Source organism: Rhizobium sp. BK212 (genome assembly GCF_014197475.1).
In the GTDB taxonomy this organism is placed as follows: domain Bacteria; phylum Pseudomonadota; class Alphaproteobacteria; order Rhizobiales; family Rhizobiaceae; genus Rhizobium; species Rhizobium anhuiense.
In genome coordinates this window covers 117,747-140,826 of sequence record NZ_JACIFS010000005.1, presented here as the reverse complement: position 1 = coordinate 140,826, position 23,080 = coordinate 117,747, and the positions used below count along the sequence as shown (strand labels likewise).

Below are 23,080 nucleotides of genomic sequence, written 5' to 3'. Positions count from 1 at the left end.
CTACCGATCTTCCCGCGTATGCCAAAGCCGCAATACATAGATTGTCGACTGCTGGATTTCGTAGCGGAGCTCGTAACGGCCGACGAGAATGCGGCGAACCTCTCGAGGATCAAACTCCTCGAGTCGCTCGCCGAGACGTGGCTGCTCAAGCAGCCGCGCAGGGGCTGCCGTCAGCGCCTGTACGGTTCGGGCCGCAGCCCGCCGGTCGACCGGAGAGAGAAAGTCGTATAAGCGGGTAACATCCGAAACCGCTTTGTTCGTCCATTTGACTTCCATCACCGGGGCAACGAAATCGGCTCGTCACTGTCAAGACTATCAGCCCAGGCCTGAACAGCCTGGTGATCGACAACGTTTCCACTATCCACGTCGGCCAACGCCTCAAGCGTCAAACGCCGACGCTCCTCTTCCTGGTCGATCCATGCAGTCAGTGCCTGCTTGACGATCCAGCCGCGCGAGCGTTCGAGCCGCGATGCAAGTTGATCGACCTTCTGCGCAAGCGGCAGTGGAACATGGGCAGTCAGAACTTTGGTCTCCATCGAAAACTCCTTGTCAATCACTTATAATCATAGCGATTAATTCTGATTATATCCAGTCACCTATATCTCAGAAAAGCTCGAAACATGTCGGCGGACTGACGGAATGCCGAGAGTTTGCGCTAAAACACAGCGGCTGATCTCCAAGTAAAAACCGCCAAGGAACAAGCCCGACTGCCGCGACCATTGAAAGAGCGCGAAATTTGTCATACATGTGTGATGAATCATGAGTTTCGCAGTGCCGTGCGTTTGGACGGCATTCGGATCAAGCCGATGCGGGGGCAGGCGTGGCTATGCAGATGAAGGATCGCAGCAAAGGCTCCGGGTCGCTGGTCTCACAGGTCGGCGAAAGCCTTCGGCAAGCCATATTGAGCGGCCAGTATTCTGCCGGCGACAAGCTTCCGAGCGAGCATGAACTGACCGAAACGCATAGCGTCAGCCGGACCGTCGTGCGCGAGGCGGTGGCTGCGCTTCGCTCCGACGGGCTTGTCGAGGTGCGCCAGGGGGCAGGCATCTTCGTCCTCGGCGCCGATCCGGCTGTCTCCGCTGGGAAAGCCGACAAGGCCCGCGTTGTTTCCGATCTGGAAGTGCTCGAGATCAGAACGCCTGTCGAAATCGAAGCTGCCGGTCTTGCGGCCTTGCGCCGCTCGCCCGCGCAGGAGGAGGCGATTTTCGAATGCCACCGGAAAATTCTCAAGTGCATCGAGAGCGACCAATCCATTCGCGAGGCCGATCTCGAACTCCATGCCGCCATCGCCGAAGCCACGAACAATCCGCTATTCCGGCAGTTCCTGGAGTCCCAGGGCTCGGCGATCATCCCGCAGTCCAGGCTGGTCCCGGAAACAAGGACAGCCGAACAGACCGCCTACCGAAGGCTGATCCACAGAGAGCACGAGGCGATCGTCGTTGCCATTTCCGACAGGGACGATCAGGCCGCCCGAAATGCGATGCGCGAGCATCTGGTCGGCAGCCAGGCAAGGTACCGCAAGCTGCTGAAGGATCTGCGAAGCTTTACCAGCTGATAGTCGGTCGAGGAACTGTCTGAAAGCGCCCGTAGCGATTGGCGCGAATTGTCCGCTATTTGTCCGGCGCGCGCATTTTCCCGTGCCATCAAATTGCCGAATATGGCTTCATGATCAACCGCCATGGAGCAAAAAATGTCCGGCCATGATACTGTCCTTCTCGTTATCGACGCCCAAGAGTCTTTCAGACAACGCGATTACTGGGATGAAAACCTGGCATCCGCCTACATCGATCGTCAGCAGGCGTTGATCGACGGCGCGGAAGCCGACGGAATACCCGTCATCCAGATCTTCCATGTCGATGAAAACGCGCCGTTTTCGGAGGCATCCGGGTTCGTCAGGACACTCGCACCGCTCAGGATCGCGCCGAAGGCTACATTCAGGAAAAACCGCCATAGCGCCCTGGTCGGTTCGGGTCTCGACGTGTGGCTGACCGAGAACGGCGTCCGTCGTCTCCTCGTCTCCGGCATCCGCACCGAACAGTGCTGCGAGACCACCACCCGCCACGCCTCCGATCTCGGCTATCAAGTCGACTATGTCGGCGAAGCGACCCTGACCTTCCCGATGACCGACGCCACAGGGCGCACCTGGAGTGCGAGAGAAATCCGGGACCGGACCGAACTGGTCCTGTCAGGCCGTTTCGCTCGGATCGCGACCGTCGAACAGGCCCTGGCGGGGCGTGAAAAGCCACTCGCCGCATGACAGACGCCGCGCAGCCCTTCGATATTCCGGTCTTCGTCGTCGTGCCGCCGCGCGTGCTGCTGCTCGACGTGGCCGGTCCGATCGAAGTGCTGCGCAAGGCAAACCTCGAACAGCCCACAGTGCGCTTCACCGTCACCTATATCGGCCCGTCGGCGACGGTCGGCAGCTCGATCGGCCTTGCCGTTACGGGCGTCGCAGCATTGCCGGAATGCTTGCCCGATAGCGCGCTTGTCGTCATTGCCGGCAGCACCGACGTTCCGATGGAAAGCAGCCATCGGCGGGACGAACAGGAACGCGCCGACCAGGCTGCCATTGTCGCATGGCTGCAGCGCGCCATTCGTCCAGGAATTCGACTGGTCTCGATCTGCTCGGGCGCATTGCTCGCTGCCGAGGCCGGAATGCTCGACGGCCGCGAGTGCACCACCCATCACGGCTGCATGGAAGATCTGACCCGGCTCGCGCCGACGGCGCGCGTCCGGGACAACCGGCTCTATGTCGAGGATGGAGACCGCCTCACCAGCGCCGGCATCACCGCCGGCATAGACCTCATGTTGCATATCGTCGCCGAAGCGGCGGGACATGCCTGTGCGCTTGCGGTGGCGCGATACCTTGTCGTCTATCTCAGGCGCGGCGGCTCGGATCCGCAACTTTCGCCCTGGCTCGAAGGTCGCAACCATATCCACCCGGTCATTCATCGTGCGCAGGATGCAGTGGTCGCCGACCCCTCTCGGGACTGGTCGGTGGCATTGCTCGCCCGCCTCAGCGGCGCCAGCCCGCGCAACCTTTCACGGCTGTTCAACGAGCAGACGGGCATGAGCGTTACGGATTTCGTCAACCGTATGCGCGTGGCTCTTGCCCGCGAGATGCTCGCCGGTTCGCGACTGGACATGGAGGCCGTCGCCATGCGCGCCGGCTTCGGCTCGGCGCGGCAGCTGCGCCGAGCCTGGAATCGTCTGAATGATGGCCCGCCGAGCACGGCACGGTCGCGGCTGCAGCTGAAAGCTAGTTGAAAGCTTCGACGTCATAGGAAGGGGCAGCATCGTGGAGGAGACACGGGTCAAGGGTGGCGAGACGACGATGCGAGCAAACCACAGGAGGAGATTTCCATGCGTTCTTCACGCAGCCTTTTTCACACCGTCGCCTTTTCGACGCTTCTCGCCGCAGCATCTTTCGCTACGAGTGCCGCAAACGCAGCCGACAAGATCACCATCATGGTCGGCGGTTATGAGAAGCAGATCTATCTGCCCGCCAAACTTGCCGAATCGCTCGGTTATTTCAAGGACGAGGGTCTCGACGTCGAGCTCTTGAACGAAGCCGCCGGCGTCGATGCTGAAAACCAGCTTCTGGCCGGCGCCGTCCAGGGCGTGGTCGGCTTCTACGACCACTGTGTGGACCTGCAGGCCAAAGGCAAATTCGTCGAATCCATCGTCCAGTTCAGCCAGGCGCCGGGCGAAGTCGAGATGGTCTCGAGCAAACATCCCGACATCAAGTCGCCGGCCGACTTCAAGGGCAAGAGCCTCGGCGTCACCGGTCTCGGCTCGTCCACCAACTTCCTGACCCTCTTCATGGCCTCGAAGGCCGGCCTGAAGCCCGGCGACGTCGTGACGGTTCCAGTCGGCGCCGGCGGCACCTTCATCGCCGCCATGCAACAGGACCAGATCCAGGCCGGCATGACCACCGAGCCGACGATTTCGCGCATGGTCAAAACAGGCGAAGCGAGTGTGCTCGTCGACATGCGCACGGTCGAGTCGACCCGTCAAGCGCTCGGCGGCACCTATCCGGCCGCCTCGCTCTACATGGAGGCCTCCTGGGTCGACGCGCACAAGGAAGAGGCACAGAAGCTCGCCAACGCCTTCGTCAAGACGCTGCGCTATATCAACACGCATTCCGCCGCCGAGATCGCCGACAAGATGCCGAAGGACTTCTACGTCGGCGACAAGGACGGCTACATCAAGGCTCTCGACGAGGGCAAGGGCATGTTCACGCCCGATGGCGTCATGCCGGAAGACGGTCCGAAAACCGTGCTTGCCGTGCTCTCGGAGTTCTCCAAGAACGTCAAGGGCAAGCAGATCGACTTGTCCAAGACCTACACGACGGAATTCGTCAAGAACGTCAAGTAGGGCGTCACGCCGCTTCCGGCACCAACCGGAAGCGGCCAACCGATCGATCCATGGGCATTGCGTGCACGCGCCCAAAGGCACGCTTCAGGTATCATCATGCAACATGACAACAACCAGATTCCGGCGATCGAGCTGATCAATGTCAGCCGCCGCTTCGTCTCGCCGACCGGCAAGTCCCTTACCGCCTTGCGCGATTTCAACATGACCGTCGCCCGCGGAGAGTTTGTCGCCGTCGTCGGCCCCACCGGCTGCGGTAAATCGACGACCCTCAACCTCGTGACGGGTCTTGCACGCCCGAGCGCCGGCGAAGTCCGGCTGATGGGCGGCCCGATCACCGGCATCGACCCGCGTGTCGGCTTCGCATTCCAGACCGACGCGCTCTTTCCCTGGAAAAACGTCATCGACAACGTCATGGCCGGCCCGCTGTTTCGCGGCAAGTCGCGCACTGAAGCGGAAAAGAGCGCACGCGACTGGCTGGCCCGCGTCGGCCTTTCGAAGTTTGTCCATCACTATCCCCACCAGCTTTCCGGCGGCATGCGCAAGCGCGTCTCGCTGGCACAGACCTTCATCAACGAGCCGGAAATTCTGCTGATGGACGAGCCTTTCTCGGCCCTCGACGTCCAGACCCGCACCGTCATGCATGAAGAGCTGTTGAAGCTGTGGGCGGAGCGAAAGGCCTCGGTGGTGTTCGTGACCCATGATCTCGAAGAGGCTGTCGCGCTCGCCGACAAGGTCTATGTCCTGACCGCCGGCCCCGCGACGGTCAAGTCGGTCTATACGATCGATCTGCCGCGCCCGCGCGTCGTGTCGGAAATCCGCTACGAGCAGAGCTTCATCGACTATTGCAAGACGATCTGGGAAGACCTCCGCGAGGAGGTGGAGACCAGCTACCGGCGCGCGAGCGAAGCGGCCTGAGGGAGGATATCATGGCACACACCACTCTTGAGGCCGGTTCGGCCACCCTGTTTCGGCCGGGCACGTCGGACTCGGAAATCGAGGCGTCGGCGCTGAAGGCGATGCGCCGGCGCAACACCGCGGTGCGCTTCTGGCAGATTGCCATCCTGGTCTTCGTGATCGGCATGTGGGAGCTTTCTTCCAACATGCAGTGGATCGACCCGTTCTTCTATTCGAGCCCGAGCGGCGTCGTTGAGCGCCTCTACGAATGGGCGACCGAAGGCACCACGGAAGGTTCGCTCTGGTATAATCTATGGGTGACGATGGAGGAGGCCTTGATCGGCTTCTTCGCGGGCTCGATCACCGGCGTCTTCGTCGGCATCGGTCTTGGCCGCAACCGCTTCCTGTCGGACATCTTCTCCGTCTACATCAAGGCGATCAACTCGATCCCGCGCGTCGTTCTCGCCCCGATCTTCATCATGATCATGGGTCTCGGCCTGCCGTCCAAGGTTGCTCTCGCCTTCATCATGGTGTTCTTCGTAGTTTTTGCCAACGCCTTCCAGGGCGTGCGCGAGGCCGACCGCAACATGATCGCCAATGCGCGCATCCTTGGCGCCTCGGACTGGCAGGTCACCCGCACGGTGGTCATCCCCTCGGCGATGAGCTGGATCTTCGCCAGTCTGCACGTCTCCTTTGGTTTCGCGATCATCGGCGCAATCGTCGGCGAATTCGTCGGTGCCCGGTTCGGCATCGGCCAGCTGATTTCGATCGCCAAGGGTACGTTCGATGCCGCCGGCATGTTCGCGGCAATCCTCCTCGTCATGGTCGTCACGCTTTTTGCCGAATATATCATGACGCTGATCGAGAACCGCCTGGCGAAGTGGCGCCCGCAGCAGCATCTCGATACGCAGTGATCCAATCCGACCTCCTCCCAAGGCAGATCGAACAGGAGGCCGGGTGCATGCCCGGCCTTCTGTCATTTGATGCACTTGAGGTTTAAGCAAGCGGAAGCCGCACCGTCACGACCAGCCCACCGCCTTCCGCGTCATCGAGCGAGACTGAACCTCCGGCGCCTTCAACAACCTCCCGCACGATCGCAAGCCCCAGACCGCTCCCCTCGGCTTCGGTCCCCATGATCCGGTAGAAGCGTTCGAAAACCTGCTCGCGCTCGCCGATCGGAATACCCGGTCCGTCGTCCTCGACGGTGACGACGGCGTTGCCGTTCGCCTGGCCGATCGCGACGGTCACCCGTCCATTGGCACAGGTATAGCGTATGGCGTTGTCTATGAGGTTGACCAGCATCTCGCGCAGCATCGTAGCGTCGCCTTCGACGATGACCGGTCGGTCCGCTTCCAGTCCGAGATCGATGTTGCGCTTGAGCGCCTCTTCGGCATGCGCTTCCAGGATCTCGCGGGCAGCCTTGCTGAGATCGGTCGTATCGCTGCGCGGACGGCGGCTTCCGGGCTCGGCCCGTGACAAGGTGAGGAGCTGGCTGGCAAGACGCGAAATCTGCTTCGTGCTGGTGCGAAGGGCGAAAAGCGCCTCGTCGCGGCGAGCCGTATCGGCTTCGCGGGCCGCCACGCTCGCCTGCGTCGAAATCAGCGCGAGCGGCGTTCTGAGTTGATGCGCGGCATTCGATACAAAGCGTCGCTGTGCGGCCATCTGGTTCTGGACACGCTCCATATGGTCATTCAGGGCATGAACGAGCGGTCGCAGTTCGCTCTGCACCATCTCGGGCGGCAGCGGATCGAGACGGTTGCGCCCGCGCTGGCGCACGGCGTCCCGCAGTCTCAGAGCCGGTGCCAAGCCCCGCTGAAGCCCGAGGATGGTCACCAGGCTTGCGACGAAGACGAGCACGAACTGCTTCGAAAAATCCGAAAGCCATAGCTGCCTTCGCATCGCATACTGGCTGTTATGCGTCACGGCGACGGTGACCGAGATCGTGCCATCATCGGGAAGGCCGACGACAGGATGGTCGAGCATCAGGACGCGCACATCGGCACCATGGAACGCACGATCCTCGCCCGCCCGCTGTACGGCTGGCAACGGCAGGTCGGGAAGACCGCTCACCAGACTGCCCCATACAGTGATGACCTGGTAAAATACCCGGTCGCCGAAGCCTGTATCGAACATCTCCAGCGCGGAAGGCGGCACGTCCACCTGAACATTGCCACCCTCATCGACGCGGACGGCTTCAGCTATGACGCGGGCAGAGGCCAGAAGCGTTCGATCCGTCACCAGCTTTGCTGTCGCATCCGCCGTCCAGAAGCTGTCGTAAAGATTGAAACCAATCGCGCCGAAGAGAGTGAGCAGCACCCAGCAGAGCAGCTGTACCCTCAGGCTCTGGCTGAGCCGCGCGATCGTGGCGCCCAGCTTTGTGACGAGGCTACTGGACATGTCGGAGGAGATAACCGAGCCCGCGCAACGTCGCTATCTGAACCGAACTGCTCTCGAGCTTCTTTCGCAGCCTGTGGATGTAGATTTCGATGGCGCTCGGATCGGCCTCGTCGTCGAAACCGAACACGCTTTCGGAAAGAGCGGCTTTCGAGATCGTGTTGCCGAGCTTCATGACGAGCTGTTCAAGAACGGCATATTCGCGCGGCGTCAGTTGCAGCGGTTCGCCTGCGACGAAAAACTGCCGCGTTCCACCGGAGAAGCGCAAATTGCCGACGGTGATCTCGGAGGATGCCCGATCCTGGCCGCGGCGGACCACCGCACGGATCCTCGCCTCGAGTTCGGCAATTTCGAAGGGCTTGGCGAGATAGTCGTCGGCACCGCTGTCGAGCCCCGCCACACGACCGTCCAGGCTCGCATTCGCGGTCAAGATGATGACCGGCAGTTTGTTCCCGGACTGCCGCAATCGTTTCAAGAGCGTCAAGCCATCAAGCTTGGGCAGCGCCAGGTCGAGGATCATCGCGGCATATTCCGCCACCTTGAGCATGTGCTCCGCATCCTCGCCATCGTGGGCAATATCGATAGCATATTGCGCCTGTCGCAGGGCTTTCCCCAGCCAGGCCGCCAGATCCTTGTTGTCCTCCACCACAAGCAGTCGCATCCGACCTCCTTAGCATGTGCAGAGTGCTTGGCGGAAGCGCATCCGTGGGGTCATAAGTTGAGAGGAAGAGCGGCCGGCTCTGGTTTATCTTCAGCCGCAACTGCGACGTCCCGATCGACGGCGCCCGGCACTTCCGTTCCCCAGATCTCGATCTGGGTCAGCGCCGGAAAGGGCGAGGCATCCTCGGCCTTGATCAGCCCATGCAATTCCACCCATTCGACGATACAGGGTTCTATGGAAAAGCTCTGAGCAACACCCGATTTCACCAAGGGAAAGCGGGAGGTCCTGCCGTTCGAGAAAGTGACGCTGGCCTCATTCCACCAAGAATCATGCGGGAAATCGGCCCGGAGATAGAAGACGATCTCGTCAATGCTGACCGGCCGGCCGAATTCCAGCTTCAGCGCCGCCTGCGGATCGCGATTGATGCCCCAGCTCGTATAGGGCCAGAAGCCGTGATCGTCGTTGGCCTTTTCACCGTCGATCGCGTTGCGCGCGGCAAAGGCAGCTTCGCCCCGGGTCTCCACATTGGCGCGCGCATGCGGAAACAGCGCCCGGTTGGCATGATCGTCCCAGGGGTTGAGAGCGAGATTACGGCGTTGCACGATCTCGTCGGGGCGCGCGCTTCGCGCCGAAAGCCGGTGGAGATCACCCCGGAAGGCATTCGGCGAATAGGGCTTGCGCTTGTCGCCGAAGGGCACGGCGAGGGCATAGGCGCATTCCTTCATATAGACCAGGCCGGGTTGGATCGCGCCATCGAGGGCGAGGAAGACATGTCCAGGCTCGGAGACCTCCAAGACCACGCGATCGCCTTCGCGATAGCTCTGTCGATAGACCAGGAAGGTCTCCTCCCGCCCTGTGGAGCTTGCCAGCACCAGCCCATCGGCATCCACGATCTTCAGCGTCAATTCCATGCTCGCCTTCCTCATACGATCCGCAATCTCAGAACCCTGCCGGCGAACGGCACGCGCAGCCGGTAGATTTTCCCGGGCCAGGCCGATCTCAGCCGGGCGTCCTCCACGTCGATTTCGTCGATTTCGATCTCGCCACCGCCATCGACGAAAATGCTGCCGAGATCGGCGAGATCGATCCTGTCCGGGGCGACGGTCGGCGCCAGGCACGTCATCAGCGACAGCACCGCCGGCTTGCCGCCGTCATAGCTGTCGACGATCTCGACATGGCGGCCGCGCAGCAGGGAAACGACGCGCCGGTAGCTGTGCAGCTCTGCTTCAGCGGGATAGGCGCCTGCTATATCGAGCGATATGCGCGCGCGCTCCTCGTCAAACCCGACCTCGACGTCTCGCGCGCCGAATGTGTCGCCGGCCGACTGCATGACGCCTGCGAATGTCGGCAGGTTGTGGAACGCCGATTGCATCGTCCAGATCTCGTAGCGCCGCGCCGAAAAGGTCTTTGCGGTATAGGTCTCGACACCGACATCGATCAGGAACGGGCGCCCATTCTTGTAGAGCGTCACGCTTCCGACATCGTTGTGATTGTGGCCCTCGCCATTGTTGCCGCCCTTGACGGCGAGCGAAAACTGTTCGTCGCGGGCGATGAACAGGCCAATGCCGGGATAAAACATATCGCGTCGGGACGCAGGATGCGGCGGGGCGGCATCGGGAAGCGTCGGGCCGATCAGCACTTCCTGCACGCGATACCAGAGGTTCCATTCTCCGGGCAGGTGCGAGCTTCCGGAGGCCGCCCTGTCGGCCGCGGCGAACTCAGCCAGCACCTGCGAACCGACCGCCTGTCCGAACAGATATTCCCGCACACTGCAGGGTTCGACCACCGCGGAGGAATCGGCGAAGTTGAAATAATAGCGGCCGGCCACATGCATATGGGCGATATATTCAGCCATGCTGCGGATTTTCGGCTGTTGCCAGAGCTTGCCGAACAGGCCCGGCGCTACGCCATCCAGAATGGTCAGCGCGCCATGCAGGCAGAGTGCTGCGTGGCGATAGTAGAGCACGCCTTCCTCGCAGGCCCCGTCCTCGGCATAGTCCTTCAGGAAAGCATCGAGGCTGCTGAGCGCCTTTTCGACAACAGCACGGCGCGTCGGCTGGTCGGTTTTCAGCGAGAAGACCGTCAACAGGACATTCTGGCTTATCCAGGCCGTCCAGTTGTTCATTCGCTCCTCGCCGCGGCCCATCCACCAGAAATGCCGGCCGAGATAGGGCGAGAGGATGCGGATCTGGATCTCGCGTTCCACCCGGGCGGTAATTTCAGGGCTGATGTCGTCGAGCGCGTCGCCCAGCAAGGCGACGACGGTGGCAAGCAGCGCCGCCGTTTCGGCGGCGAAGAGATCGACGACAGGCTGTGAATTGTCGGGAAGCGGCAGCCGCGCGCCGCTTCGTTCATAGGCGTTGTGCGCCGGGAGCTGCCAGCCGCTCTCCTCGGCAATCAGGCAGATGCCGTCGACAATCCCAGGCAGGAACCGCGCCCCGCCTTCGACGAGTTCGCCGAGCACCAGATTGTTGAGCATCCGGCGCCGCGTGAAATAAAGCTCCTCGAAGCGCGAGCGGTTGCCCGTTGCGGTGAACTCCCGGTAATCCGAGGCGGTGATGAGCGGAAAGGCGCGCGCAAGCGTCTCTTCGGCGTCGCGAATGATCCGTTCCCGGACCGTCTGCGGCACGGAGTTCCATCTGGCGCGATCTGAGCAAACCGACCCAGGCGTGAAATCGCCCAGCACATCCGGCAGCTCCCCTGAAATCTCGCTGAACATGTCCCTCCCCGCACCGGAAAGCATTGATGAGCGTTTGGCCTGCATGCTCACCTATCATATGTATTTTGCGCTTTCTATTAAATTCGTATGATCTATTCAGAACTTGTTTGACCAGTATCGGAACTGTGCTATGTGGTTGCGAGAGGAAGAGGAGGCATCGGTGTCCATATCGAATTCGGCCATCGCTGGAGATGGCGCTCTGGCAACTTCCGGCAGGAAAGCCACCGTCTTGTCCAAGCGCCAGCGCAGGATACGCAGCGCGCTCGTCGCCTATTCCTTCATCGCCCCGAACTTCCTCGGCTTTGCCGTCTTCACGCTCGGCCCGATCCTGTTTGCCTTCGTGCTCGCCTTCATGCATTGGGACGGCTCGAATGCGATTACCTTCGCCGGCCTCGACAATTTCTGGCGACTTTTCGAGGACAAGGCCTTCATCGCGGCCTTCTGGAACACAGTCATCTATACGGTCGCCTCCGTGCCGGCGACGCTGCTCTGCGCGCTCGGCCTCGCCGTCCTCCTCAACCAGAAGATTGTCGGACGCGATTTCTTCCGCACGGCGATGTTCTTTCCCTATGTCGCCTCGCTGGTGGCCGTCGCGGTCGTCTGGAACATGATCTTCAATCCCGAAATGGGACCGGTGAACATGATCCTCTACACGCTGGGCCTCGATCCCAAGAACATGCCGGGATGGGCTGCCGATCGCCACTGGGCAATGGTGACGGTGATCCTCTTCGGCATCTGGAAGAACATGGGCTATTACATGGTCATCTATCTGGCCGGCCTGCAGGGCATCAATTCGGAGCTCTATGAGGCCGCCGATCTCGATGGCGCCAATTCCTGGCAGAAGTTCATCCATGTCACCGTGCCGCAGCTCGGACCGACGACCTTCTTCGTCACCGTCATGCTGACGATCCAGTCGTTCAAGGTCTTCGACCAGATCTACATGATCACCCAGGGCGGCCCCGGCACTTCGACGCTCGTCCTCGTCTACCACATCTACAACGAAGCCTTCATTTCCTGGGATCTCGGCTATTCCAGCATGGTTGCGCTCGTTCTGTTCTTCCTCGTGCTCGCCGTCACCGTCTTCCAGTTCCGGCGCCAGAGGGAGGACGAGGCATGAGGATCGCAGGACGCAGAGTCACCGCCAAAACGGTCCTCCTCTATGCCATCGTGATCACCGTCACGGTGGTCATGCTGATGCCCTTCGCCTGGATGCTCTCGGCATCCTTGAAGCTCAGCCGCGACGTCTTCGCCTTCCCCATCGAGTGGATACCGTCGGAGCCGCAATGGCAGAATTACGTGGATATCTGGACGAAGATCCCGCTCGCCCTCTTCATCTACAACACCTCGAAGCTGACGATCATCGTCACGCTGCTGCAGCTGTTGACCTCCAGCTTTGCCGCCTACGCCTTCGCCAAGCTGAATTTCCCCTACAAGAACACGCTGTTCCTCGGCTATATCGCCACCATCGCCATGCCCTGGCAGGTCTATATGGTGCCGCAATTCCTGCTGATGCGCGAATTCGGCCTCAACAACACCCATCTGGCGCTGATCTGCCTGCAGGCCTTTACCGCCTTCGGCGTCTTCCTGATGCGGCAGTTCTACATGTCGATCCCGACCGAGCTTTGCGAAGCGGCCCGCATCGATGGCATGAACGAGTACCAGATCTGGGCGCGCATCATGCTGCCGCTCTCCAAGCCGGCGCTCTCGACGCTGACGATCTTCACCTTCGTCACCACCTGGAACGATTTCCTCGGGCCGATGATCTATCTGACCAAGACCGAGCTGAAGACCGTTCAGATCGGCCTGCGCATGTTCATCTCGCAATATTCGGCCGAATACGGGCTGATCATGGCGGCCTCCGTCGTCGCCCTCATTCCGGTCCTCATCGTCTTCCTCTCTCTCCAGCGCTTCTTCGTCGAGGGCATCGCCTCGACCGGACTGAAGGGTTAAATCCATGAACGCCGTTCCGTCCGTCGCCCCGCAACCGATCACCGACGAGGAAGTGAAAGCCGCGCTCGATCTTGCCGTCGCGCACATCCGCCGCAACCTTCCTACTTTCACCTATGCTTCGCAGAACCATTCGAGTGTCGGGAATTTCTATCCGGCTGTAGCGAACACTCAATGGACCGCGGGCTTCTGGCCCGGCGAACTCTGGCTCGCCTTCGAGCATAGTGGCGATCCGGTCTTCCGACATGCGGCGCAGATCCAGGTCCAATCGTTCCTGCATCGGATCGTGAACCGCATCGAGACCGATCATCACGATATGGGCTTCCTCTACTCGCCGTCCTGCATCGCCGCCTGGAAGCTCGTCCGAGACGAGGATGGCCGCAGGGCCGCCTTGCTCGCCGCCGACCAGCTGATCGAGCGTTTCCAGCCCGTTGGCCAGTTCATCCAGGCATGGGGCCGCAAGGGGGTGGCGGAAGAATACCGCTATATCATCGACTGCCTGCTGAACCTGCCGCTTCTCTATTGGGCAAGCCGCGAGACCGGCGATCCGAAATACCGCGAGATCGCTCTCACCCACGCCCGCACCACGCTCGCCAATTCGGTTCGGCCGGATGATTCCACCTACCACACCTTCTATATGGACCCGGCCACGGGCGCGCCGGTGCGCGGCGCGACCAAGCAGGGCTACAGGGACGACAGCGCCTGGGCGCGCGGACAGGCCTGGGCAATCTCGGGGATGGCGCTCTCCTATCGCTATGAGCGGATCGAGGAATATCGCCAAACCTTCGACCGGCTGCTTGCCTTCTATCTCAACCGGCTGCCGGCCGACATGGTGCCCTATTGGGATCTCGTCTTTTCCGACGGCGACGGCGAGCCGCGCGACAGCTCGTCGGCCTCGATCGCCGCCTGCGGTCTTCTGGAGATGGCCGATCTCGTCGAGGCCGAAGCCGCCGAGCGTTATCGCATACTGGCGCGGCGCATGATGAAGAGCCTTGCCGATCACTATGCGGTCAAGGATCCCACCGTCTCGAACGGCCTGGTGCTGCATGCCACCTATTCGAAGAAATCGCCCTTCAACACCTGCCGCGGCGAGGGCATCGATGAATGCGTCTCCTGGGGAGACTATTATTACATGGAAGCTTTGACGCGCCTTTCGCGCAGCTGGTCTTCCTATTGGTGAATTCAGGAGAACCCGATGGCCAGCATTTCGCTTAAAGAGCTGAACAAGAGCTACGGTGCGCTTACCGTCGTCCACGACATCGACCTCGAGATCGCAGACAAGGAATTCATCATCCTGGTCGGCCCCTCCGGCTGCGGCAAATCGACGACGCTGCGGATGATCGCCGGCCTCGAAGAAATATCGGGAGGAGAGCTCAAGATCGGCGGCGACGTCATGAACGACGTTCCTTCCAAGGATCGGGATATCGCCATGGTCTTCCAGAATTATGCGCTCTACCCGCATATGACCGTCTACAAGAACATGGCATTCGGCCTGCAGCTCAGGAAGGTGTCGCGCGATTACATCGATGCCCAGGTGCAGGATGCCGCCAGGATCCTCGACATCAGCCATCTCCTGAACCGCAAGCCGAAGGCGCTTTCGGGCGGCCAGCGTCAGCGCGTCGCCCTCGGCCGCGCCATGGTGCGCAATCCCGCCGTCTTCCTTCTCGACGAGCCGCTTTCCAATCTCGATGCCAAGCTGCGCGGCACGATGCGCTCCGAAATCACCAAGCTGCACAAGCGCCTCAATGCCACCTTCATCTATGTCACCCACGATCAGGTGGAGGCCATGACCATGGCGGACCGGATCGTCGTCATGAAGGACGGGCATATCCAGCAGGTCGACACACCGCAGAACCTCTATGACCGCCCCGTCAACATGTTCGTCGCCGGCTTCATCGGCGCGCCGCAGATGAACATGCTGCCCTCGACCATCCTGCGCCGTGGCGACGGCTACGTCGCCGTCTTCGACGGCCGGGAACTGCCGCTGCCTGCCCATTTCGACCGGAGCAGGATCGCTCCTTACGAAGGCCGCGAACTGGTGCTCGGCATCCGCCCCGAGAATTTCCACGAACTGCCGCCGGCCGACATCGCACCGGAGAACCTGGCGCCCCTCAAGGCGATCGTCGAGCTTGCCGAACCCATGGGCTCTGAAGTGCACCTGAACATGGTGGCGGGCGGACGCAATCTCATCGCCCGCGTCTCGCCGCGCTACCGGCCTGATATCGGCGAGGAGGCGACGCTGGTCGCCGATATGACCAACGCGCAGCTGTTCGACAAGGAAACAGAACGTTCGATTCTATACTGAGGCGCCTGCGGGAGACGGCTATGCAGTGGTTGCGGGAGATGTGGACGAGGGAGGGACCGGGCATTCCGAAGGATGCTCCGAAGAAGACCGGCCTTGCGCTGTTCGCCGAGATCCTCGTCCGCGAATGGTGGGAGATGGTCAAGCTCAACATCCTGTTCATCCTGGCCTCGCTCCTCGTGGTGACGCTACCGGCAGCCCTGGTCGCCATGGCCCGGGTCTCGGTGACCTTTGTGGAAGATCGCAACACCTACTTGCTGCGGGACTTCACCGAAGCTTTTCTGCGCTATTTCTGGCGCGCCACCGCTTGGGGGCTGGTGCTCGCGGGCGGGCTTGCAATCGGCATCCATGCGATCGTTGCCTATACCGCCGGCGCGCGCGACAACCTGCTGCTGAGCGTGCCGCTGGCGATTGCCCTCGTCGTCACCGCCTTCGTCACGGTTCTCGCCTGCCATCTCATCATTCTGATGGTGATGCGCGATCTGCCGGCTCCCAGGCTGCTGCGCCTCGCCGCGCTCGCCTCCATCATCCGTCCGCTCCCGGCGCTTGCAGCGCTCGCCTTCGTTGCAAGCCTCTGGCTGGCGCATATCCTCTTCTATCCGGTTTCCGTGTTCATGCCGGCAACCTTCAATTTTTCACTCGGAATGTTCGCCGTCGTATTCGGCGCCCATCGGGCGGCGGTGATGGTTCTCGAGCTGCCGCCGTACCGCAAACCGCATGCACGAAACGCTTCATAAATAACTGATCCAGAGATGATCCAGGGAAGGAGAACGGGAATGTATTTGGATAAATTTGGGAGGACGATGAAACTTGCCTTGGCGGGTTTCAGCTTGGCTGCAACGACGGCCGGGGCAGCATTTGCTCAGGACGCCGTGACGCTCAAATGGGCTTTGTGGGACTGGGACAAGACTGCCTATTACAAGCCCCTGATCGAGGCCTATCAGGCCAAACACCCCAACGTGAAATTCGAGCAGATGGACCTCGGCTCGCAGGACTATCAGCAGATGATCTCGACGCAGCTGACCGGCGGCTCCAAGGACATCGACATCGTCACCATCAAGGACGTGCCGGGCTACACCAATCTGGTGCGCGCCGGCAACATCGCCGATCTCAGCAGCTTCGTGAAGGATCAGAAGATCGACCCGGCTCCCTATGGCGGCCTGATCGAGGAACTGACCATAGACGGCAAGATCTATTCGCTGCCGTTCCGCTCCGACTTCTGGATCGTCTATTACAACAAGGACATATTCGACAAAGCCGGCGTGCCCTACCCCACGAATGACATGACCTGGGCACAATTCGACGCGACCGCCGAGAAGCTTACGGGTGGCATGGGTACCAACAAGACCTACGGCGCGCTCCTGCATACCTGGCGGTCGACCGTCCAGCTGCCCGGCGTCCTCGACGGAAAACACACGCTGGTCGACGGTGAGTATGACTTCCTGAAGCCCTGGTACGAGAGGGCGCTCACGCTACAGAAGGATGGCGCGATTCCCTCCTACGCCTTCCTGAAGACGTCGAATACGCATTATTCGGCGCTCTTCTTCAACGGTACGATCGGCATGCTGCCGATGGGAACCTGGTTCGTCGGCACCCAGATCACCAAGGTGAAATCAGGTGAATCGAAGAGCAAGAACTGGGGCATCGTGAAATTCCCGCATCCCGACGGCGTCGCGGCCGGCACGACGGCCGCCCAGATTTCCGGCCTGGCGGTCAACGCCAATTCCGACCACAAGGATGCCGCACTCGACTTCATCAAGTTCGTCACCGGTCCCGAGGGTGCGGCCGTTATCGCTTCGACGGGCACGTTCCCCGCGCTCAAGACGGATGACGTCAGCGCCACGATCGCGGCAACGCCCGGCTTCCCGCAGGACGAGGCCAGCAAGGCGGCGCTGAAGCCGACGAAAACCTACCTGGAGATGGCGGTCAACCCGAACGCCGCCAAGATCGAGGTCGTGCTCAACCGTGCGCATGACGCAATCATGACCGACAACACGTCCGTCGACGACGGGTTGAAGGAAATGACCGACGGCGTGAAGGCCATCAAGTAGACGTCAAGAAATGTCGACGGCCGCGGGCAATATCTGCCCGCGGCCGATCCTGTTTTTCATGAATTTCGAGCCTGACAATGATATATGATCCCGCCCGGGCCAATCCGCTCTTCGGCAATCCGCTGAAGACCCGCGACGACCTCGCCAAGGCCGTCACCGACCTCTTCGAGCCGCTCCTGCCGTATTTTTCCGAAGGCGGCGCCCGTGTGCGCCTCGGTGCGGCCGGCGCGATCTTCGACCGGGCGGCGGCGGATCTGGAAGGATTTGCACGGCCGCTCTGGGGCATTGTTCCTTTCGCTGCAGGCGGCGGCGCGTTCCCGCATTGGGACCTCTATCGGCGCGGGCTGGCGAACGGCACGAACCCCGCTCATCTCGAATATTGGGGCGATCTTGCCGACCGCAATCAGCGGCTGGTCGAGCTCGCCGCCGTCGGTTTCGCGCTGGCACTTGTCCCCGAACACATCTGGAAACCGCTCAGCGATAGCGAGAAGAAGACCGTCGCCGCCTACCTTCTCAGCGCGCGCGAACTGGAATTCATCGACAACAACTGGAAATTCTTCCGCGTCCTCATCGACCTCGGGCTGGAGCGCGTTGGTGTCGCCTTCGACCACGGGAAAACCCTTGCCTATCTCAACGAGTTGGAAGCCTTCGACCTCGGGGAAGGCTGGTATCGCGACGGGCCGGTGCGTCGGGTCGATCATTACATCCCCTTCGCCATGCATTTCTACGGCTTGATCTATACCGTGCTGGCGCGCGGCGACGAAGCGCGCAAAGACCGCTTCCGGGATCGCGCCCAGACCTTTGCCGGGGATATCCGCCACTGGTTCGGCCCCGATGGCGCAGCCCTTACCTTCGGCCGCAGCCAGACCTACCGCTTCGCGGCCGGTGGTTTCTGGGGCGCGCTTGCCTTTGCCGGCGTCGAAGCGCTGCCCTGGGCCGAGATCAAGGGCTATTACATGCGCCATATCCGCTGGTGGTCGGCGATGCCGATTGCCGAGCGCGACGGCGTTCTCTCCGTCGGCTACGGCTATCCCAATCTCTTCATGAGCGAGAGCTACAATTCGCCCGGTTCGCCCTATTGGGCGCTGAAATTCTTCCTACCGCTGGCTCTTCCCGGGGATCATCCATTCTGGACCGCCGACGAGGCGCCGCAGCCGGAATTTCCGGAGCCGGTTGCGTTGAAACCGGCGGGCATGGTCGCCATGCACACGCCAGGAAACGTGGTCGTGCTCTCCTCCGGACAGCAGCATGACAAGATGCTCGGCGCAAACGAGAAATATTCGAAATTCGTCTATTCCACGCGCTACGCCTTCAACATCGAAGCCGACGACCGGAATTTTGCCGCCGCAAGCTTCGACGGCATGCTCGGCCTCTCCGACGACGGCGTCCATTTTCGCATGCGCGAAACTATGGAAGAGGCGCTCATCGCCGACAATCGCCTCTATTCGCGCTGGCGCCCCTGGAACGATGTCACCATCGAAACCTGGCTGCTTCCCGAAAACCCCTGGCATATCCGCATCCACCGCATTGCCACGCCGCGCGCCCTCAGCACAATCGAGGGCGGCTTTGCGATCGAACGCGCGGACTTCAATGCCGACCGTTCCGATGCAGGGGAAGGCCGAGCCGTCTGGTACGGACAGACCGATGTCAGCGCGATCGTGGATCTATCGCCCGGTCCGAGGGCTGGCCATGCGATGAGCCCGATCCCGAATACCAATCTCATCCACGCCAAGACCCTGCTGCCGCAGTTGCGCGGCGAAATCGGCCCCGGAACCACCGTGCTCGTGACCGCGGCAATGGCATTGCCCAGCCGCGAGAACTGGGCACAAGCGCTCGATAATCCGCCTGCCTGCCCTCGCCTCGAAGAGGTGGAGCGGCTCTTTCGCGAGAACGGCGAGCGGGTGCCGGCATTCGCCCTCCAGTCATAGCCTGGGATTGGGGGAACAGGAGTGACTATCGTGCGGTCAACTCGGCACGGTATGCTTCTGCGATGCGCTGTGCCAACTCTGACATTTGATCGTCAGGTATGTGCAGGACCCCATACTCCGCCATCAGCGCATGGTATTGCTGCTCTTCGAGAGGCACGCCTGAAGGCAAGGGAACGACATGAAAATGCAGGTGACTATTGGCTTGCTGGCTGCCGAGCGAAAGCACATAAATTCGCTCGGCGTCGAACACGCTTTTGAGGGCGCGCGACAAGACATGCACCTTGCCCTGTAGTCGAAGATATTCATCCTTCGACATGTCTCGCGCCAGATGCTCACGGTGCTCCTTCGGACAGACAAGGCAATAGCCGGGTAACGTGGGATATTTGCTCAGGAAAATGATCGTCTCATCGTCTTCAAAAACGCGATGATGAAAGAAAGCGGGGTCGTTCTTGAGCAAGCCGCAGATAAAGCACGGCCTTGTTCCGATGTCGTGGACATAGGCTTTGAGATCAAATGGCTGGCGTTCGATCATTCCAAACCTCTGCCATCTCGCACGCGGCGTATCCTATTGTCAGATTGATGCGACAATCGGAGGGAAGTCAAATTGACCAAGTCATTAGCGCCAATGACACTCACTGACTCCGGAACCGTCACCAAAGCTATTGCAAAACCCAATGCGCGCCAGACGCCGCCGTCGCATAACATTTTCGAATTACTCAATAGTTATATTTACATCTCCAACTAATGAATAAGAAAAACCCACTCTTCGCAACATTGCTGTAATGAAATCCGGCAAAGCGCAACAGCATACTTAGCTTTCAGTTTCCGAGATCTTGAGAGGAGGACACAATGCCTACCATAATGATCTGTCACGACGTCAAGGACACGAAACACTGGCTCGCTTCACCCATCCGCAAACAGGTATTGGAACCCATCGGCGTCACGAACATTCGTACGTTTACAGACCCGCAAAACTCAACCGCGTCGGTTTGGTCATGGACGTCGCAGACATGGAAAAGTTGATGGCCTTCATGCAGACCAAGGCCGCCGCCGATGCGATGGCGAGTGACGGCGTCTTGCCCGAGACCATGATGTTCCTGGTTCAATCGTAATAGCCATCCACGAGACTTGGAAATGCAATCGGGGAGGATGATATGACGACATTATTCGTGAGGCACGAGGTCTCCGACTACGCCGCCTGGCGCAAGGTATATGATGCGTTTCATCAGGTTCAGAAGGCCAATGGGGTGACAGCGCAAGCCGTCTATCGCGCCATCGACAACCCGAACGATATTACCGTCACCCATGAGTTTGCGACGTTTGAAGCGGCTCAGGCGTTCAGCAAGCTGGACGAACTGAAGACGGCGATGCGCACGGGAGGCGTGCTCGGCGTCCCGACAGTGTGGTTTACCAACAAAACATGAAATGAGGCACAGAACCTTCGCTGCACCAGCGGAAGTCAGGTTACGGTCGCCATCGGCCGATTATCGATCTTGGCGGCCAGGCGAACTGCGCAAATTTGTCCGAGTTCCTATTGTCGGCTCTTGATGTCGCGCAGGAGATCCAGGCCGCGCTGGTACTTTTCGGTGTTCTTGCCGGTCTGTTCGGCCTGCCGGAGATTGTCTTCGAGATCGGCCTGCTTGACCGGCAAGGCCAGCGGGTTGGATGCCGCGCGTCTGACGAAGTCGTCGTCCGGCTCGTCCGGCCGCCGTGTCAGAGCGTCCACGGCGGAGATGATCGCTGGCGCAAAGCCATCTTCCCTCAGCCTGTCGAGCGTCCAGCCGCTTCCTTTCTCGACCACGTCATGAAGGTAGGCGATCGTTCGCCGCTCATCGCCGGAAACGAGAAGTGCGACCCGCTGGCAATGTTCGAAGAACGGCCGGCCGGTCTTGTCTGCCTGACCTTCATGGGCTGTAAGAGCCACTTGGATGGCATGGTCGAGATGCTGCATGGTGATCACGGGCCCTCGGTCTTCCTGATCTTCTGTCGGGAAGGCTTCTCGCCCGTCGTCATCTCGATGTCACGGACTGGAACCGCCGCGGCCTGGACAGGCGTTCGTCGCCGATCGAAATCGCCGCTCTCGCCGGCGCCTTGGAGCAGTGCTGCATCATCCCTGTCGTCTTCATCGAGCAGGTTCTGCAGTGTTTCATGCTCATCCTCGCCCGCCAGTTCGTCGCAGGCTTGCAGCCAGTGACGCTGGTCGGCGCCATCCGGGCGGCCTTCGGCCTCCCAGATTTCGTAGGCACGGCGACGTATCTGCTCATGCTTGTCTATCGCCATGATCTCCTCCAAGCGCATTTAAATAAGCCGTCCGAAGAACAGGCCCAGCCACTTTCACGGTGTGTTGATGGTTGGAAGAAAATCCTCCACCCGTTTGCGCTCGTCCTTTGAAAGCGTCTCCACCCGTTCCTTCCAGAAGCGTTCGGCCTCCGGCGGATCTTCATCCCATTGACGAACGTCGGTGATATTGTCGTCGATCATCGACCGGCGGTGGCCGCCGAGGCTGAGATATTCTTTGGCACGCTTGAGGCTTAGGGTTTCGGTGCCGCTGTGGCGATCCAATGTCGAACTGACGTTGCGCCGGGCAGTTTCCAATGCCCTTTTGCGATCGGCTTCGGTCCGTTCGGTGTCGGCGGAACGCGCGTCGTCGGTCCCGCTCTCGGGCGGCACGTTGGATTTGTCGGTCATCATGGATCACCCTTCGATGTTGTGATCCAATAACCTTCGCAAGCAGTGAGAGTTCCGCGTGGGCGGCGATTGATTTGAGCGCGCGATCGAGCCGCACGCGCCGGCGGCAATCAATGAACGGCCATACTCACCATTCGATAGGGGTGCACGGCCTCGAACTGCGAAATCATCGCCGTCGCCTGCAGCAACACGAAGCTCGGCATTGTGGGGATCGTCACGGGCCAGTTCGTCGGCATTGACGCGGATCGCTTCAGCCATGTTGTTGGACAGTGCCGCAAACTGCATGTTGCCTTCGACAAGAGCCTCACGCGCCTTATCCTCCAGCGTGCGAGCGATATCGACGAAGATTTCCTCACGTTCCTCAATGCTGAGGTCTCTGATTATATTGGTCTTTTCTTCCATGTCACTCACTCCAAAAGACGTGGGACGGTGATCGAGCTCGTCAAGCCTCGATCATGAGACAGTTGGGAATGTCCAAATCCGGATTCAAGCCTCGATGCGGCTTGAACGCGCCTTCGACACAGTGCCATCCACCTCGTAGTCCGAACGCGGGAGCCGATTTTCTGTTCCCTGCAATACGTTAGCACTCGCCGTTGGGGAGTGCTAATTTTTCTCTCATCCCTCTTGAAATTGCAGTGCCGTCGAACCAGATCAGTCGCGCAAGGCGCGCTCGCGCGGAACCTTGCGCCCGCCCCGGATTGGTCGTCCGGTCCGGCCCGGGGGAGCAACATCATCACTGTTTGTCGATGGAGGAAGACATGTCGTTCCGACCGCTTCATGATCGCATTCTCGTCCGCCGGGTCACGTCAGAGGACAAGACCAAGGGCGGCATCATCATTCCCGACACTGCGAAGGAAAAGCCGCAGGAAGGTGAGGTCATCGCCGTCGGCCCTGGTGCACGCAACGATGCCGGCCAGATCCAGGCGCTCGACGTCAAGCCCGGCGATCGCATCCTGTTCGGCAAATGGTCCGGCACCGAGATCAAGATCGATGGCGAAGACCTGCTGATCATGAAGGAAAGTGACGTGATGGGCGTCATCGAAACCCAGGGCGAACAGCAGCAGGCCGCCTGAGGTCCCTGCGAACATTCGTCAACGCTGGAGCGCTTCAGCTTGTCGT

At 60.6% G+C, this 23,080-nt stretch carries 25 protein-coding genes and 2 pseudogenes; 16 read left to right on the top strand and 11 right to left on the bottom strand.

What is annotated here, in order from left to right:
• Together FHT79_RS18130 and FHT79_RS18125 are read right to left on the bottom strand one after the other, a co-directional pair.
• Window positions 1–276, bottom strand: a complete 276-nt coding sequence (locus tag FHT79_RS18130; RefSeq protein ID WP_082849646.1) for a type II toxin-antitoxin system RelE/ParE family toxin — start codon at window positions 274–276, stop codon at window positions 1–3.
• Window positions 276–536 carry a ribbon-helix-helix domain-containing protein gene (locus FHT79_RS18125; protein WP_047618843.1) on the bottom strand — a complete coding sequence of 87 codons (261 nt, stop codon included), beginning with the start codon at window positions 534–536 and terminating at the stop codon, window positions 276–278. The genes FHT79_RS18130 and FHT79_RS18125 overlap by 1 nt, the downstream gene beginning before the upstream one ends.
• A gap of 290 nt (window positions 537–826) precedes the next feature.
• Here FHT79_RS18125 and FHT79_RS18120 point away from each other — a divergent pair, with 290 nt between their 5' ends.
• The 6 genes from FHT79_RS18120 to FHT79_RS18095 all read left to right on the top strand — a co-directional run bounded on the left by FHT79_RS18120 (window position 827) and on the right by FHT79_RS18095 (window position 6,185).
• Window positions 827–1,555, top strand: coding sequence for a FadR/GntR family transcriptional regulator (locus FHT79_RS18120; protein WP_127431113.1), 729 nt, complete (start codon window positions 827–829; stop codon window positions 1,553–1,555).
• Window positions 1,556–1,678: 123 nt separating this feature from the next.
• Window positions 1,679–2,257: an isochorismatase family protein gene (locus FHT79_RS18115; RefSeq protein ID WP_029733070.1), complete on the top strand. Its 579-nt coding sequence runs from the start codon at window positions 1,679–1,681 to the stop codon at window positions 2,255–2,257.
• Entirely contained in the window at window positions 2,254–3,267 is a 1,014-nt protein-coding gene (locus tag FHT79_RS18110) for a helix-turn-helix domain-containing protein (protein WP_127431071.1), read from the top strand. The genes FHT79_RS18115 and FHT79_RS18110 overlap by 4 nt, the downstream gene beginning before the upstream one ends.
• Before the next feature lie 96 nt (window positions 3,268–3,363).
• Window positions 3,364–4,377: an ABC transporter substrate-binding protein gene (locus tag FHT79_RS18105; protein WP_029733068.1), complete on the top strand. Its 1,014-nt coding sequence runs from the start codon at window positions 3,364–3,366 to the stop codon at window positions 4,375–4,377.
• Window positions 4,378–4,473: 96 nt separating this feature from the next.
• Entirely contained in the window at window positions 4,474–5,292 is an 819-nt protein-coding gene (locus FHT79_RS18100; RefSeq protein WP_029733067.1) for an ABC transporter ATP-binding protein, read from the top strand.
• An 11-nt stretch (window positions 5,293–5,303) separates the two neighbouring features.
• Window positions 5,304–6,185 (top strand): ABC transporter permease, encoded by an 882-nt coding sequence (locus FHT79_RS18095; RefSeq protein ID WP_029733066.1) that lies wholly within the window; start codon window positions 5,304–5,306, stop codon window positions 6,183–6,185.
• An 82-nt stretch (window positions 6,186–6,267) separates the two neighbouring features.
• Here the strand turns inward: FHT79_RS18095 and FHT79_RS18090 are convergent, their stop codons facing one another.
• Genes FHT79_RS18090 through FHT79_RS18075 form a run of 4 tightly spaced genes read right to left on the bottom strand, consistent with a single transcriptional unit; the run spans window position 6,268 to window position 11,045 of the window.
• Window positions 6,268–7,668 carry a sensor histidine kinase gene (locus FHT79_RS18090; protein ID WP_063473548.1) on the bottom strand — a complete coding sequence of 467 codons (1,401 nt, stop codon included), beginning with the start codon at window positions 7,666–7,668 and terminating at the stop codon, window positions 6,268–6,270.
• Window positions 7,658–8,326, bottom strand: a complete 669-nt coding sequence (locus FHT79_RS18085) for a response regulator (protein WP_047618835.1) — start codon at window positions 8,324–8,326, stop codon at window positions 7,658–7,660. Before FHT79_RS18085 ends, FHT79_RS18090 begins: the two co-directional genes overlap by 11 nt.
• 50 nt (window positions 8,327–8,376) lie before the next feature.
• A complete protein-coding gene (locus tag FHT79_RS18080) occupies window positions 8,377–9,237 on the bottom strand; it encodes a hypothetical protein (RefSeq protein WP_063473547.1) in 861 nt (286 codons plus the stop codon).
• An 11-nt stretch (window positions 9,238–9,248) separates the two neighbouring features.
• On the bottom strand, window positions 9,249–11,045 hold the full coding sequence (locus FHT79_RS18075) for a heparinase II/III family protein (RefSeq protein ID WP_183903853.1): 1,797 nt from the start codon (window positions 11,043–11,045) through the stop codon (window positions 9,249–9,251).
• A gap of 130 nt (window positions 11,046–11,175) precedes the next feature.
• On the opposite strand from FHT79_RS18075, the gene FHT79_RS18070 reads away from it, so the two are divergent.
• The 7 genes from FHT79_RS18070 (at window position 11,176) to FHT79_RS18040 (ending at window position 19,273) form a co-directional block, all read left to right on the top strand.
• Complete coding sequence (locus FHT79_RS18070; RefSeq protein ID WP_025554591.1) at window positions 11,176–12,162, top strand: sugar ABC transporter permease; 987 nt, start codon at window positions 11,176–11,178, stop codon at window positions 12,160–12,162.
• Window positions 12,159–12,995, top strand: coding sequence for a carbohydrate ABC transporter permease (locus FHT79_RS18065; RefSeq protein ID WP_183903852.1), 837 nt, complete (start codon window positions 12,159–12,161; stop codon window positions 12,993–12,995). The genes FHT79_RS18070 and FHT79_RS18065 overlap by 4 nt, the downstream gene beginning before the upstream one ends.
• A gap of 4 nt (window positions 12,996–12,999) precedes the next feature.
• On the top strand, window positions 13,000–14,172 hold the full coding sequence (locus FHT79_RS18060) for a glycoside hydrolase family 88 protein (RefSeq protein WP_183903851.1): 1,173 nt from the start codon (window positions 13,000–13,002) through the stop codon (window positions 14,170–14,172).
• Between the two features lie 15 nt (window positions 14,173–14,187).
• The gene (gene ugpC / locus FHT79_RS18055; RefSeq protein ID WP_183903850.1) at window positions 14,188–15,297 is read left to right on the top strand and encodes a sn-glycerol-3-phosphate ABC transporter ATP-binding protein UgpC; all 1,110 of its coding nucleotides are present in this window, start codon (window positions 14,188–14,190) and stop codon (window positions 15,295–15,297) included.
• A 20-nt stretch (window positions 15,298–15,317) separates the two neighbouring features.
• Complete coding sequence (locus tag FHT79_RS18050; RefSeq protein WP_183903849.1) at window positions 15,318–16,031, top strand: YesL family protein; 714 nt, start codon at window positions 15,318–15,320, stop codon at window positions 16,029–16,031.
• A 39-nt stretch (window positions 16,032–16,070) separates the two neighbouring features.
• On the top strand, window positions 16,071–17,345 hold the full coding sequence (locus tag FHT79_RS18045; protein WP_063473544.1) for a sugar ABC transporter substrate-binding protein: 1,275 nt from the start codon (window positions 16,071–16,073) through the stop codon (window positions 17,343–17,345).
• Between the two features lie 77 nt (window positions 17,346–17,422).
• A complete protein-coding gene (locus FHT79_RS18040) occupies window positions 17,423–19,273 on the top strand; it encodes a DUF2264 domain-containing protein (RefSeq protein ID WP_183903848.1) in 1,851 nt (616 codons plus the stop codon).
• 25 nt (window positions 19,274–19,298) lie between these two features.
• On the opposite strand, the gene FHT79_RS18035 is transcribed toward FHT79_RS18040, so the two are convergent.
• Window positions 19,299–19,805: an HIT domain-containing protein gene (locus FHT79_RS18035; RefSeq protein ID WP_183903847.1), complete on the bottom strand. Its 507-nt coding sequence runs from the start codon at window positions 19,803–19,805 to the stop codon at window positions 19,299–19,301.
• A 317-nt stretch (window positions 19,806–20,122) separates the two neighbouring features.
• Here FHT79_RS18035 and FHT79_RS18030 point away from each other — a divergent pair.
• A pseudogene (locus FHT79_RS18030) lies at window positions 20,123–20,385 on the top strand (hypothetical protein).
• Window positions 20,386–20,427: 42 nt separating this feature from the next.
• A complete protein-coding gene (locus tag FHT79_RS18025; protein ID WP_029867893.1) occupies window positions 20,428–20,697 on the top strand; it encodes a hypothetical protein in 270 nt (89 codons plus the stop codon).
• A 107-nt stretch (window positions 20,698–20,804) separates the two neighbouring features.
• On the opposite strand, the gene FHT79_RS18020 is transcribed toward FHT79_RS18025, so the two are convergent.
• The 4 genes and pseudogenes from FHT79_RS18020 to FHT79_RS18005 form a co-directional block, all read right to left on the bottom strand.
• Window positions 20,805–21,224: an HD domain-containing protein gene (locus FHT79_RS18020; protein WP_029867894.1), complete on the bottom strand. Its 420-nt coding sequence runs from the start codon at window positions 21,222–21,224 to the stop codon at window positions 20,805–20,807.
• 5 nt (window positions 21,225–21,229) lie between these two features.
• Entirely contained in the window at window positions 21,230–21,553 is a 324-nt protein-coding gene (locus FHT79_RS18015; protein ID WP_183903846.1) for a DUF2934 domain-containing protein, read from the bottom strand.
• 54 nt (window positions 21,554–21,607) lie between these two features.
• Window positions 21,608–21,964, bottom strand: a complete 357-nt coding sequence (locus FHT79_RS18010; RefSeq protein WP_183903845.1) for a hypothetical protein — start codon at window positions 21,962–21,964, stop codon at window positions 21,608–21,610.
• 107 nt (window positions 21,965–22,071) lie between these two features.
• A pseudogene (locus tag FHT79_RS18005) lies at window positions 22,072–22,363 on the bottom strand (hypothetical protein).
• Window positions 22,364–22,719: 356 nt separating this feature from the next.
• On the opposite strand from FHT79_RS18005, the gene FHT79_RS18000 reads away from it, so the two are divergent.
• Complete coding sequence (locus FHT79_RS18000; protein WP_029868431.1) at window positions 22,720–23,034, top strand: co-chaperone GroES; 315 nt, start codon at window positions 22,720–22,722, stop codon at window positions 23,032–23,034.
• Window positions 23,035–23,080 lie beyond the last annotated feature (46 nt).